9 protein-coding genes are annotated in these 12,604 nt (G+C 65.2%); 5 read left to right on the forward strand and 4 right to left on the reverse strand.

All coding sequences use genetic code 11. The features are described from left to right. Positions 1-47 precede the first annotated feature (47 nt). A complete protein-coding gene (locus tag BUS42_RS17145) occupies positions 48-479 on the forward strand; it encodes a hypothetical protein (RefSeq protein ID WP_074308201.1) in 432 nt (143 codons plus the stop codon). 39 nt (positions 480-518) lie between these two features. Here BUS42_RS17145 and BUS42_RS17150 read toward each other — a convergent pair whose 3' ends face one another. Continuing rightward, positions 519-1,490: an alpha/beta hydrolase gene (locus BUS42_RS17150; protein ID WP_074308203.1), complete on the reverse strand. Its 972-nt coding sequence runs from the start codon at positions 1,488-1,490 to the stop codon at positions 519-521. Between the two features lie 134 nt (positions 1,491-1,624). After that, complete coding sequence (locus tag BUS42_RS17155; protein ID WP_074308205.1) at positions 1,625-2,443, reverse strand: YkgJ family cysteine cluster protein; 819 nt, start codon at positions 2,441-2,443, stop codon at positions 1,625-1,627. Positions 2,444-2,678: 235 nt separating this feature from the next. Between BUS42_RS17155 and BUS42_RS17160 the strand changes: the two genes are divergently transcribed. Both BUS42_RS17160 and BUS42_RS17165 read left to right on the forward strand, forming a co-directional pair. Then, entirely contained in the window at positions 2,679-4,970 is a 2,292-nt protein-coding gene (locus BUS42_RS17160; protein ID WP_074308207.1) for a sigma-70 family RNA polymerase sigma factor, read from the forward strand. 200 nt (positions 4,971-5,170) lie between these two features. Further along, entirely contained in the window at positions 5,171-6,196 is a 1,026-nt protein-coding gene (locus tag BUS42_RS17165) for a PIG-L deacetylase family protein (protein ID WP_074308209.1), read from the forward strand. On the opposite strand, the gene BUS42_RS17170 is transcribed toward BUS42_RS17165, so the two are convergent. After that, positions 6,193-8,832: a ComEC/Rec2 family competence protein gene (locus BUS42_RS17170; RefSeq protein ID WP_083670265.1), complete on the reverse strand. Its 2,640-nt coding sequence runs from the start codon at positions 8,830-8,832 to the stop codon at positions 6,193-6,195. The genes BUS42_RS17165 and BUS42_RS17170 overlap by 4 nt on opposite strands. A 502-nt stretch (positions 8,833-9,334) precedes the next feature. Between BUS42_RS17170 and BUS42_RS17175 the strand changes: the two genes are divergently transcribed. Next, positions 9,335-10,150, forward strand: a complete 816-nt coding sequence (locus BUS42_RS17175; RefSeq protein ID WP_074308211.1) for a DUF6065 family protein — start codon at positions 9,335-9,337, stop codon at positions 10,148-10,150. A gap of 27 nt (positions 10,151-10,177) precedes the next feature. Further along, positions 10,178-10,939, forward strand: a complete 762-nt coding sequence (locus tag BUS42_RS17180) for a M90 metallopeptidase family protein (RefSeq protein ID WP_074308213.1) — start codon at positions 10,178-10,180, stop codon at positions 10,937-10,939. Between the two features lie 323 nt (positions 10,940-11,262). Here the strand turns inward: BUS42_RS17180 and eno are convergent, their stop codons facing one another. Next, a complete protein-coding gene (eno, locus tag BUS42_RS17185; protein ID WP_074308215.1) occupies positions 11,263-12,591 on the reverse strand; it encodes a phosphopyruvate hydratase in 1,329 nt (442 codons plus the stop codon). Positions 12,592-12,604 lie beyond the last annotated feature (13 nt).

A 12,604-nucleotide genomic window follows, 5' to 3' on the forward strand; every position in this document is an offset into this window, starting at 1 on the left:
CAAGCGGACCATTGGAACTTGGAAGCGACCGGAATTCGAGGCATCTTATGGCGGAACTCTACGAGGATCACGGCATCCGCTTCCAATATCCGGCCGACTGGGAGATGGAAGTCACCGACGACGGCCCCGTCACCACGGTCTCAATCCAGTCACCGAGTGGCCTGGCGTTCGCCATGGTGACGACGGACGAGACCTGCCCCGCGCCGGCCGAGGTGGCCGACGAGGCACTCGAGGCGATGCGTGAAGAGTATCCGGGACTCGACGCCACCCCCGCCTTGGAGACGATCGCCAGCCACGGCGCAGCGGGCCATGACGTCGAGTTCCTCAGTCTCGACATGACCAACTCCTGCGAGATCCGCTGTTTCCGTACCCCGAGACGCACCATCTTCCTCTTCGGCCAGTGGTCGGACCTCGACTCCGAAGAGAACGAAGCTTACTTTGGCGACGTCAAACGCTCGCTGAATGAGACGGATGGTTGAGCGATCCAACCAGCCCCGCGCCACGGCCACGGCCGGCGCTCAGCGGCTGGTGGCCTGATCCAGGAACGCGACGATCCGATCGAGCAGGTCGGGGCCTCCCATCTCGATGACGTTGCCGTGCCCGGCGCCCTGGATTTCGATGAGGGTCGCCGGCTGCGGGAACACGGACGCCAGGCGATGCGCATCGCCATCGGGGACGAGCGTGTCGCGGCGGCCGTGGACGATCAGCGTCGGCGCGGTGATCCGAGGGGCCAGCTCGATCGGCCGAGGGCGGCTCAACGAGACGCCCGCCAACCGGGAGGCCCGGCGCACGATCCGAGGGGCGAGCAGGCTGGGCAGCGGAGTTCGGATCCGCTGGAGCCAGCCGGCGACGACGGTTTCGAGCCGTGCGTAGGGAGATTCCAGCAACAGAGCCACGATCCTCGGCTCGTCGGCCGCGGCCCGAAGCGCAATCGCCGCGCCCATCGACCGGCCCCAGACCGCCAGGGACATCGCGGGGCCGACCCGCCCCGCCACGACGTCGACCCAGGCGCGGAGGTCGTCCCCCTCGCGGCCTCCGAACGAGGCGAAGCCCCCCCCGCTCCGCCCATAACCGCGCATGTCCAGCCGCGCGACGTTCCAGCCACGGGCGGCCAGGAGCTCGGCCCGCCCCTTCATCGCGTCGCGAACCTCGGCAAAGCCATGAACCAGAAGGATGGTGCGGCCCGTCGGCGTCGGCGACGCCCCCGCGGGAAACCAGACCCCCGCGAGCCGGGTGCCATCAGAGGCCGTCGCCTCGATCGGCACGCCACCACCCGCGGCCCCCGTCTCGAAATCATCGCCCGGCCCCGCCGCACTCAGCCGCCGACCCGGCATGATCAGGGCCCAGGCCCCCCACTCGCTGACCAGCATCACGAACCAGGTGAGCAGACCCGCCACGAATCCACCGACCGTCACCAGTCCCGTCATCCAGCCCGACCCAAGCACGGTCATCGCCAGCGCCCCGCGCTCGAGAAACAAGGCCCACTCCATCGCCGATCCTCTTCCCTTTTTGAGAATTCCCCCCAGGTCGTCAACCGCCCTGAGATGATCCGGCAAGGGAGCGATTCGTGCAAGGTTTTCGACTCATCAATGCGTCTTGCCCTGTTCCCCGGAGACTCACTCGATCATCTCGCCGGCCGCTTTTTTTTCGGCTTCGGTTGCTCGGGAGCGCGCGGCGGCGGGATCGTTTTCCCCGTCAGACGTTGAAAGAACTCCCGGAGCCATTCCGGTCCGGACCGTTGCGGCAGGTCATCGGGATGCTCCTCCGCCCATTCCATGGCGAGGATGAGGGGGACCCAGCGGGTGAGCTCGGTCGCGGGGTCGCGGCCCATCCGGGTCAGGGCCGTGGATACTTTGGCAGCGAGCGTCACGCGGCGGACGGACTCGGGGGTCGGCCGGGTGCAATTCTCCGCGGGTGACGTGACCAGGTATTCGCGGCAGACGACCGGCCGCTCCTCGTAGATCGAACACGACTCGTCTTCGAGGAACGGGCAAGCAATCCCTTGAGCGAAGTAGTCGAGCGCCACGGGAACGAGCTCGTCGTCGGCGACTGTCTCGCAACGCTGAAGTCGCTCCAGCAGGCCGGCCTCCTCGAGCCGGCGCCTCGCCTCGGCGAAACGGGCCAGGACGCGTGAGCGACGCGGCTCGGGCCAGCCGTCGACCATGTCCCGAATCAAGCGTGCTTCCACTTCCGAGATCGGTACCAGCTGCCGACAGCAGGCCCCGCAGCCGCTCCGGCACGAGACCGAGTACCCCTGCGCGACGTCCGCCTTCACCGCCTCACCGATAATCGCCTCGGAGAGCGACCGCACGGTGGGCAAGAGCTGGCGGAGCTCGAACACGTGGGTGGGAACCGTGATCTCCGCTCGTAAGGGGGTACCCGAAAGGTTCAAGGCCACGTTCGCCGTGATCGTCTCGGCTCGTGCGCCGGGTTCCGGAGCCATCGGTTCTCCAATTCGTTGCGTTGGCGTGACGGTTGATTCTCCCGTATTCTTCGATACGAGCGATCCGATCATCCGTGACCAGCCGGCCGAATCCCAACCTGATCAGGGACGAGTCCCTGAATCGGCCGGCGGAGCCGTATTTTTCCTCGATCGTGCAGAAAGTTGCAACCAAAGCCACGACCACTCCCATTACCCTGTACTCACGCAACGCCGATACGGGCCGAGGATCAAACCTGTGGCGACCAGGAAGGACAAAACGCTCCGACCGCAGCTCCTCACGCTCTTCAACCTGGGAGCGATCCGCGAGCTCACGGACGGGCAACTGTTGGAACGGTTCTTGACCGACCGAGGCGAAATGGCCGAACTGGCGTTCGCCGCCCTGGTCGAGCGGCACAGCGCCATGGTGATGCGCGTCTGCCGCGCCCGGCTCTCCAACCCCCATGACGCTCAAGACGCCTTCCAGGCCACGTTCCTCATCCTGGTCAAGAAGGCCCGCACCCTCTGGGTCCAGGATTCCCTGGGCCCCTGGCTGCACCAGGTCGCCCTCCGAACGGCGACCTGCGCTCGCCAGGATGCGGCCCGGCGTCAGCGGCTCGAACGCCAAGCGGCCGAGCGTGCGGCCCCTGTCGACCCACAGGCCCCGGCGCTCGACGGGGAGCGGGGAGCCATGCTCCACGATGCGATCGACCGATTGCCCGAGCGGTATCGGATCCCGATCATCCTCTGCGACCTGGAGGGGCGGACCTGCGAAGAAGCGGCCCGGCGGATGGGTCGGCCGGTCGGGACGATCAAAAGCTGGCGTGCCCGTGGGCGCGAGCGATTGCGTGAGCGTCTGATCCAGGTCGGTCTGGCCCCTTCGGCCACGCTGGAAGCGACCCTGGCGGCGGACCTCGCCCGAGGCGCCGTTCCCAAACCGGAGGCGGAGACGGTTCGCGCCGCCACACGAATCCGGGGCAACGCGAAGACGACCGGGGACGTCCCGGCGTCGGTCTGCCTGCTCATCAAGGGAGTGATGAAAGCCATGCTGCTCAGCAAGTTGAGGACGACGGCGACAATCCTGTGCGCATTGGCCCTGTTCGCCGCCGGCCTCGGGACCGTGGCACGAGTCGCCGCCGACGATGCGAAGGACAAGTCCGTCGAACCGTTGAACAAAGTGCCTCCGCTGGTTTCGATCCTGATGCCCGATCCGACCGCCCCACGCCCCGAAGAACGCGAAATCGAGGTCTGGGAGCTCACGCTCCGCGACGCCATCCGCATCGGGCTGAAAGGGTCCGACGGGCTTCGCCTGGTCAAGGCCGCTCACGATGGAGGACCTGACGCCAGCGACGAGATCGTTCCCTTGGCCACGGACCTGGACCCGTCTCAGTTCAAGACCCGTGTCATGCGGTACGTCCATTCGGTCACACAGCAGTACTGGAACCTGACCCAACAGCACGTCCAGCTCTGGAGCAGTGAGAAGGCGGTCGAACTGGCCAGGGAAGTCAAGAGTCGTGAAGAGGCTGAGCTGGAACTCGGCCGCGGTACGGTCGCGGACGTGGCGGAAATCCGGCAACGGCTCGAACAATTCCAGCTGGACCTGATCACGAAAAAGTCGGACCTGATCGCTGCGGAACAATCGCTCCGAGAACACATCGGGCTCCCCCTGGCTGACACCCGGCGCATCGTTCCGGTCACCCCGCCCACCGAAAAGAAAGTGCCGCCCGACTGGAAGACAAGCCACGCCACCATGTTGGAGCAACAGCCCGACGTCGCGCAGACGAAAGCGATGGTGGTAAAGGCGGAAAAACAATTCCTCGCGGGCGAGCTCGAACAGATTAACAAAGCATTCGCCGAAGCCCCCGGGAATCCAGGGGAGCCCGCACCCGCGCCTGACGCGACACGGCATCGGTTGAATCGATATCACCTTATCAAAAAGAAAGCCTATCTCCAGCAGGTCATTCACCAGACGACTCAATCCTTGAGCCGGTTCTTTCTTGAAGTCGACGCGAACTTCAAGCAATACCAAACCGCATCCCGATTGCGAACGGCCGCCACACAACGGCTGGAGGCACAACGAGCGTTCTATGAGCAGGGCCGAATCACGGTCGATCGCTACCTCGACGCCATCAGCCAATATGCCAGTGCCGTGGCCCAAGAAGCTCAGTTCAAAACCACGTACAACATCGGGCTGACCTCATTGGAGGAGGCCCAGGGAACGCTTCTCGAGTATGAGAAGCTCACCGTCAGCCAGCGCCCGAGCGAGGCCAAAACCCCCTCGACCAACAAGCACGACGATGCGACGGTGCCCGCAACCCACGAGCACCAAGCCCTCGTCACTCCCATGGATCGGTTCATCGGCCGGCGGCCGCACCCGACCACCACCAGCACCGTCCCGATTGCGTCCCAGAGTTCGACCGGCGAACCGGCCAGCGTGTCGCTCTCGTTCGAGAAGACGATCGCCTTCGGCTCCAAGCCGATCACCATCCAGGGTTCGTTCACGATCAAGCCGGCCCCATCGACATCGAGCGCCCCCTCGAAAGCCCCGTAACTTCGGCCGAGCCGGCAACGCGGTCCCAATCCAAAACGGACCTCCTCCCGCCTGCGTTCGCGGGCGAGGGGGAGGTCCGTTTTGCTGACTTGCTTGTGGTCGACAGAATTACCACAATGCCTCGATACAAAAGACCGTCTCAAGTTGCGTGCCTTCAAGACGCCCGACTCACCCTGCTCACGGCCCCAGAGAGAGGCTCCATGGCGGACCAGCCGTTGAAAATCCTGATTATTGGCGCTCACCCGGACGACGCCGACATCAAGGCCGGTGGAACGGCCGCCAAGTGGTCGGCCCTCGGCCATGTCGTCCGGCTCGTCAGCCTGACCGACGGCCGGGCCGGTCATCAGACGGTGCACGGGCCGGTCCTCGCCCAAAGGCGCCAGGCCGAGGCGGCCGCGGCCGCCGCGTCCATCAGCGCAACCTACGAGATTTTCGACATCCCCGACGGCGAGCTCGACGACCGCCTCGAGTACCGTCACCGGGTGATCCGGCTGATCCGCGGCTTTCAGCCCGATCTGATCATCACCCACCGCTCGACCGACTATCACCCCGACCACCGGTTCACCGGCCTGCTCGTCCAGGACGCCTCGTACCTGCTCACCGTGCCCGCCGTCTGCCCTGACACGCCGCACCTCGCCCAGTGCCCGGTGATCCTCTACTTCTCCGACGCGTTCAAGAAGCCCTGCCGGTTCGAGCCCCACATCGCCGTCGACATCGAAGGTGAGTTCGACCGCCTGGTCGGAATGCTCCACCGCCACCAGTCGCAATTCTACGAGTGGCTTCCCTACAACGCGGGGATCCCCGACCAGGTCCCCGCCAGCGACGTCGAGCGCAAGGACTGGCTGGCCGGACGGATGCGTGATCGGATCCGGCCGCTGGCCGACCGCTTCCGCGACCTCGTCGTCCGGACCTACGGAGAAAAAGCCGGCGGGCGGATCGACTTGATCGAGGCGTTCGAGGTCTCGGAATACGGCGCCCCGCTCAATGCCGAAGCCGGAGCCAAGCTGTTCCCATTCCTCCCCGCCACCTGGGTCGCAAGCTTGTCCGACTCGCGAAAAGAATGGGCCGATGTGCCCGAAGCCGAGGTCATCAAACCCAAGGCTGTGAAACCCAAGGTCGTCAAAGCCAAGGCCCCCGAAGTTGAGACCACCGAAGTTGAGGCCACCGAAGCGAGCGGGACGTCGGGCAACGAACCGCCATGGTTAGGCAAAAATCTGTTCAACTAAAGACGTTCTCTCTTCGCGATCACCAACACCAGCCAAGTGCCGAGTCCGAGAAGGAATCCGGCCAGGCTGACCAGTCCGCGCTGCCAGGACGAGGCGTTCATCATAAGACCCTCCACTGGGGAGCGCGCGGGCGATCGGTTTTCGTCGAGGAACCCACGCGCTGCCAGGCGATCCGGCTCCCAGCGGAGCCGGATCGCCCCGCGCTGCCAGGTGCGCAGCAGGGGGATGCCGCGTGGCTCGAGGGCCTCCAACGGGTCGCGCGTGCCCACGGCGGGCGGGCGCTGGCTGACGACCACCAGGCCGGGACGGGCCCAGGTGTAGAGGGACTCGGGGTTGGCCGAGCGGCCGCCATGATGAGGGGCCAGGATGGCGTCGAGCGGGAAGGCCGGGCGATCGAGCAGTCGGGTCAGGCCCTCCCGCTCCAGGTCGCCGGTCAGGAGAAGGTGGCGGCCGGCGGATTCCAAAGCGAGGACGATGCTCCGCGCGTTGTCACTCGACCCTGGGGAAAACGACTCGGGAGGATGCCAGACCGAAAACCGGGCTCCCGCCGACTCCCACTGTTCGCCCTCAGCCATGACGCGGATCGGCACGCCGTGAGTCCGAACCGTCTCCAGCAGTTGCACGGCGCCCGGGTTGGCCGGGCTCGCGAAGCCGGGTGGAACGCAAACTTCGGCGATTGAGAACCGCTCGAGCAGGTCGGGAAGACCATTGTAATGATCAGCATCGGCATGCGAAAGAATTACCGCATCAATATGGGACACGCCGCGAGCCCAGAGGGCGGGGGCAACGATCCGCCGGCCAACGCTGGGGTCATGCATGCGGCCGCAGTCGTAAACGATCGTCCCCCCTGCGAGCGTTTGAATGATGACGGCCAGGCCGTGGCCAACGGCAAGCACTTCGGTCTCAAGTCTCCCCTCGCGGCGCGGCATCGAAGTCCAGACGAGGCCGAGCATGACCCAGCCCGCGAGCAGCCCCCAGGCGATGCGCCAGAGGGACCAGCGGCGGACTCCGGCGACCGTGGCGAAGCCGAGCAGGCCGTAGGTGACGAGCACCCAAGCCAGGGATGGCCCCGGAACGAAAGCGTGCCCCCACGACCGTGATGCCCCCCAGCGCACGAGATATTCAGTCCAGCCCAAGGTGCGAGCGCAGACCCAGGCGGGGGGCCCGCCCAGCGGATCCCAGATTGCGGACAGGCCCAAGCTCAGACCCGACGCCATCAAGGCGATCGAGGTCAACGGGATCAGCGGGAGGTTCAGCAGCACGCCGATCGGCGAAATGACGTGGAACCGAAGCGCGACCAGCGGCAAAGCCGCGAGCCAAACGATCGTCGAAACGATCAGGCCCGGGGTCACGAGTACCGGCCACCGCCGCATCTGCGCCAACCACCAGGGCTCGAGCGACCGCTCCAGGACGTCGAGCGGACTGCCGGGCCCTTGGATCCGGAAGGTCAAGGCATAGTAGGCGTGCCGGAGCAGGTTGGTGGTCGGCGTGACGCCCCAGAAAATGGCCGCGATCGCCAGAAAGGAGAGTTGGCAACCCACGTCGAAAAGGTCGGCCGGGTTCAGCCAAAGCGTGATCAGCGCGGCCAGGGACAGGTTGTTCGCGGACCGGACCGATCGGTCGAGGAAACCCGCGAGGCAGGCCGCGACGGTCATCGCGGCCGAGCGCACGACCGAGGGAGCGAGGCCGACCAGCAACGCATAAGCGATCGTCGTCAAGGCGAGCGCAAGGAAGGCGCTGCGCCGACCCAGGCCGAGGAAGCGGAACACGAACCAGAGGACGCCGGCCAGCACTTGCAGGTGCAGCCCGGAGATCGCCAGCAGGTGGGTGGTCCCGGTTCGGGCGAACGCGTCGTTGACGTCGGGATCCACCCCTTCACGCCGACCGAGGAGAAGCGCGGCCGCCAGGGGCGCCACGTTCGGATTCAGACCCGCGACCAGCCGGACGTAACTCCAGGTCCGCACCCGTCCCAGCCAGTCGGTCCCGATCCAGGTGCCAGCCGCGGGGTCGGCCCAGACCCCGTCGGGGCCGTCGACCGCGAGCCGAAGTCGGATCCTCTGGGCGCGCAAATAGTGGCGGTAGTCGAACTCACCGGGGTTGAGTGGCCCCGCGATCGCCGACAAGACTCCCACGGCCTCGATCCCATGCCCCGCCGCCAGGTCCGACCGGTCGCCAACGACGATCAACTGGGCACGCCCTTGGGCCGGCCGCCAGACGCGGCCGTCGCAGAGGGCCGTCACGGCGAGCACGGCCCGCGTCGTCGCGGAACTCCCCACGCTTTCGCCCAACCGAGGTCCCCGCACGTCCCAGATCACACCGCGAACCCAGACCGGCCGCGGCGAGTCCGTAAGACCCCGCACCCGCGCCAGATCGTCGGGCATGAGGTCCGACCAATACGCGTGATGGCGTCCGCCCCCAAGCCCCACGATCGCGAGGACCAGGCCGGCGACCGCGGGAACCTGATGATCCCGGCCCAAGGCGGCAATCATGACACCGACCAGCGCAAGTCCGGCCCAGACGTCCGTTCCCCAACGCTCGAACTCACGATCGAGCACGATCCCGACGACAAAGGCCAGGGCCACGGGAACCAAGGGAGCGAGCAGAACCCGCGAACGCCGATCGGGGTCGTAGCTCATCGACGCTCCAATCCCGCCGAACGTCACGTCACGAGCCGACCACAATGGCCCATCTTAAGACCACGCCAAAACCAGCACGCGTTCACCATTGATACTGCCACAGACAAGGCCCCGAGAATAGGTATCACCCTCCCCAGAGCAATTCCCCATTCCATGACCCACCGATCTTCGCGAATCCATTCGATTTCATCGGTTAACTTCGACGATGATCCTCGCTTCAACCGAGCCGCGCACGCAGCGCAGCGGAGTAAGCGGTTACAGATTGATGCTCCGAGATGCCGAGTGCAACCCGATCGCTTACTCCGCTGTGCTGCGTGCGCGGCTCGGTGAGTCAAGCCCTTGCTTTGGTCGTTCCTAACGAACCCGATCCCATTTCTCAAACCGAGCCTCATCGACTCCATGCGTGGTTGCCCCAGGGAACGCGCTTGCCCGCTTTCGCGGATCGGGGCAAAATAGCGGCGCGTTCCGATTCGCCGCGAAGGGATTCCCGAGGGAGATTTTTATGGATCGACCACGACTTGAGGTTGGGATCTATCAGCTCGTGGACGATTCGATGCTCAAGCAGAACCGTACGGACGGAACGGGGTGGGACTGGAGGTGGGCCGACTGGCAGCGCGACTGGATGGACGCCACCCCAAGTCGCTACGCCTATCGCTGCCTCCCGCTGACGATCGTCAACCAGACGGGGTGGTGGATCATGAACCCCGTCGGGTTCTCGGCAATCTGGCGCGGGCAGGACGCCTCGGGGGGCATCGAGTTCTTGTTCGACAGCGAGCCCGAACTCTGGAAGAACTGGATCAACAACCAGTTCGGGACCGGGATCATCACCTGGAACACACCGTTTTTGTTCCGCACCAAACCCCAAGGCTCGCGGCTCCTGATCTGCGGGCCTGCGAACCATTTCAAGACCAATGCACATCCGCTCACTGCGTTGATCGAGAGCGACTGGATGACCATGTCGTTCACGATGAATTACAAATTGATGATTCCAAACGTGCCGGTTCGGTTCGAGGTTGGGGAACCTTTGTTCCAGGCGATTCCACTGGCCGGCAACACCTGCGCGGATCTGGAGACGGCCACCGTCACCTACCAAAAGCTGGAGGAAGACCCCGAGGTCAACCACGCTTACCGGGAATGGAACGAGGGCCGGCTGCAATTCCACCAGCAGAAGGCCCGGGGTGAGGTCAAGGCGGACGACTGGCAGAAGGATTATTTTCAAGGCCGAGACGCGACCGGGCGGGAAGCGCCCCCCGACCACCGGACCAAGGTCAGGCCTCCCCAAATCCGGTACAGCCCATCGACGAAACCTCCTCAATAGTTCTTCAAAAGGAACCCGATCGCCGCCATGTACGTCTTCAAACGATTCAACCGTTCCCTTGCGGTCATGGTCGTCCTCGGGGCCTGCCTTGCTCCAGGCCCCCACGACCCCGCTTCAGCCGAGCCGGTGGTCGAATCCTCCCCCTCTCCCTACCCTCCCACCGACCGTTACGAGGCGAGACGGGTCGAGGGTTGGCCGGTCCTCGTCAACAAGGACCTGATCCGCAACAAGCCCGAGCTCGCCGAGCGCACGCTGGTGTTGCTGCGTCATCAGCTCTTCCAGGTGGTGCGGCGCGTCCCGGCCAAGGCGGTGGAGCGGCTTCGAAAGATCCAGATCTGGGTCGAGGAGAATGAGTCGCACACCCCATGCATGGCTTATCACCCCGACGCCACCTGGCTCCGCGAGCATGGGATGAATCCCGAAAAGGCAGGTTGCGTCGAGCTCGCCAACGCTCGCAACTTTCTTTCATGGACAATCGAACAGCCTTGGATGGTCCTCCACGAGTTGGCCCACGGCTACCACCATCAGTTCCTCAACCAGGGCTTCGACAACGACGAGATCAAGGCGGTCTACGAACAGGCGAAGGCGGCCCAAATCTACCAGTCGGTGCTCCGGATCAACGGCAAGGACGACAAAGCATACGCCGCCACCAACCCGATGGAATACTTCGCCGAGACCAGCGAAGCGTTCTTCGGCACCAACGACTTTTACCCCTATGTTCGCTCGGAACTGCAACGGCACGACCCCAAGATGTTCGGATTGCTCGAAACACTCTGGGGTAGCGAGTAAGTCGATCGGGAACGAAACGGAGCTCACGTTCGCCTCATCATGGCGTTGCGCCACCCATACGGGAACGCTTACCAGCGAGGTCATGGCCCCCTTGCCAACCCGGGGGGGAGTCTCCCTGGTCTGGGCAATCAAGATAGGGAGCGGCGGTGTCTTGGGTTGCGGAATCTCGCTCGCCTGAAAGGCGAGCGGGGAGCGCAAGCTCCTTGTCTGGGGGGAGTCTCCCTGGTCTGGGCGATCAAGACAGGGAGCTCACGCTCCCCGCTCGCCTTACGGGCGAGCGAATGATAAAACTCCGTAAGCACTTTGATTGCGCTTATGTCCTGCTATATCAATTTAATCGAAAGGGCTTCGCGGCCGGCGAACTTGGCGGAAGGCCCCAGGTCCTCCTCGATCCGGAGCAGGCGGTTGTACTTGGCGAGCCGTTCGGAGCGCGCGACCGAGCCGATCTTGATCTGGCCGGCGGCGGTGGCGACGGCGAGGTCGGCGATGGTCGTGTCTTCGGTCTCGCCCGACCGGGCCGAGACGATGGTCCGGTAGCCGTGTCGGCGCGCGAGCAGGAGTGCGTCAAACGTTTCTGAGAGGGTGCCCACCTGGTTGACCTTGATCAGGATCGCGTTGCCCGCGCGCCGCTCGACGCCCTGGCGGAGCCGTGCGGTCTGGGTCGCGAACAGGTCGTCGCCGATCAACTGAACCGAATCGCCGAGCATCCCGGTCAGGTTTGACCAGCCGTTCCAGTCGTCCTCGGCCAGACCGTCCTCGATCGAGACGATCGGGTAGAGCTTGGCCCAGTGGGCGAGCAACGCGGTCATACCGGCCGAGTCGAGGACGTCGTCGCCGGCCGCGGTCAGGTGGTAGGTGGCCGTCTCGGGGCGATAGAAGTGGCTGGCCGCGACGTCAATCGCGATCGCAACGTCGCGGCCCGGCTCCAAGCCACAAGCGAGCACGGCCTCGAGAATCAGGTCCACGGCCTGCGCGTTGGTGGCGAGCTTCGGCCCGTATCCCCCCTCATCGCCGACCAAGGCCCCCTCCATGTCCTTCTCACGAAGCACGGCGCCGACGGCGCGGTAGACGGCCGTCGTCATTTCGAGCGCCTCGGCGTAGCTCGGAGCGCCGACCGGGATCATCAGGAAGTCCTGAAAATCCAGGTTCGCGCCGGCGTGCAGGCCCCCCGAGATCATGTTGACCATCGGCATCGGCATGACGGGATCGGCAAACTCTCCCGGCTCGAGTCGACTGCGCCAAAGTCGGTTGAGATGCACGTATAACGGCACGCCACGAGCTGCGGCCGCGGTATGCGCGACGGCCAGAGAGATGCCGAGCACCGCGTTCGCCCCGAGTCTCCCCTTGTTGGGCGTACCGTCGAGCGCCACCAGGGCGGCGTCGATCCCGGCCTGATCCTCAAGGTCCATGCCCTGAATGGCCGCAGCCATCTCACCGTTGACATGGGCGACTGCGCGGAGCACTCCCATGCCGCCGTACCGCCGGTTCTCGGGGTCGCGGAGCTCGATCGCCTCGTGCCGCCCGGTACTCGCCCCCGACGGCACAATCGCCCGACCCACCTCACCGTTGGAGCCGGCGACCTCAACCTCCACGGTCGGCCGGCCTCGTGAGTCGAGGACTTCGCGACCTCTGAGCTTCATCACTGTGAGCATGAGCATGTTCTCA

The organism is Singulisphaera sp. GP187 (assembly GCF_900129635.1).
Taxonomy (GTDB): domain Bacteria; phylum Planctomycetota; class Planctomycetia; order Isosphaerales; family Isosphaeraceae; genus Singulisphaera.

Bases quoted from the DNA above. Each gene is read 5' to 3' on its own strand.
- BUS42_RS17145 (WP_074308201.1), top strand. From the start codon at position 48: ATGGCGGAACTCTACGAGGATCACGGCATCCGCTTCCAATATCCGGCC.
- BUS42_RS17165 (WP_074308209.1), top strand. From the start codon at position 5,171: ATGGCGGACCAGCCGTTGAAAATCCTGATTATTGGCGCTCACCCGGAC.
- BUS42_RS17180 (WP_074308213.1), top strand. From the start codon at position 10,178: ATGTACGTCTTCAAACGATTCAACCGTTCCCTTGCGGTCATGGTCGTC.
- BUS42_RS17155 (WP_074308205.1), bottom strand. From the start codon at position 2,443: ATGGCTCCGGAACCCGGCGCACGAGCCGAGACGATCACGGCGAACGTG.
- eno (WP_074308215.1), bottom strand. From the start codon at position 12,591: ATGCTCACAGTGATGAAGCTCAGAGGTCGCGAAGTCCTCGACTCACGA.
- BUS42_RS17170 (WP_083670265.1), bottom strand. From the start codon at position 8,832: ATGAGCTACGACCCCGATCGGCGTTCGCGGGTTCTGCTCGCTCCCTTG.
- BUS42_RS17175 (WP_074308211.1), top strand. From the start codon at position 9,335: ATGGATCGACCACGACTTGAGGTTGGGATCTATCAGCTCGTGGACGAT.
- BUS42_RS17150 (WP_074308203.1), bottom strand. From the start codon at position 1,490: ATGGAGTGGGCCTTGTTTCTCGAGCGCGGGGCGCTGGCGATGACCGTG.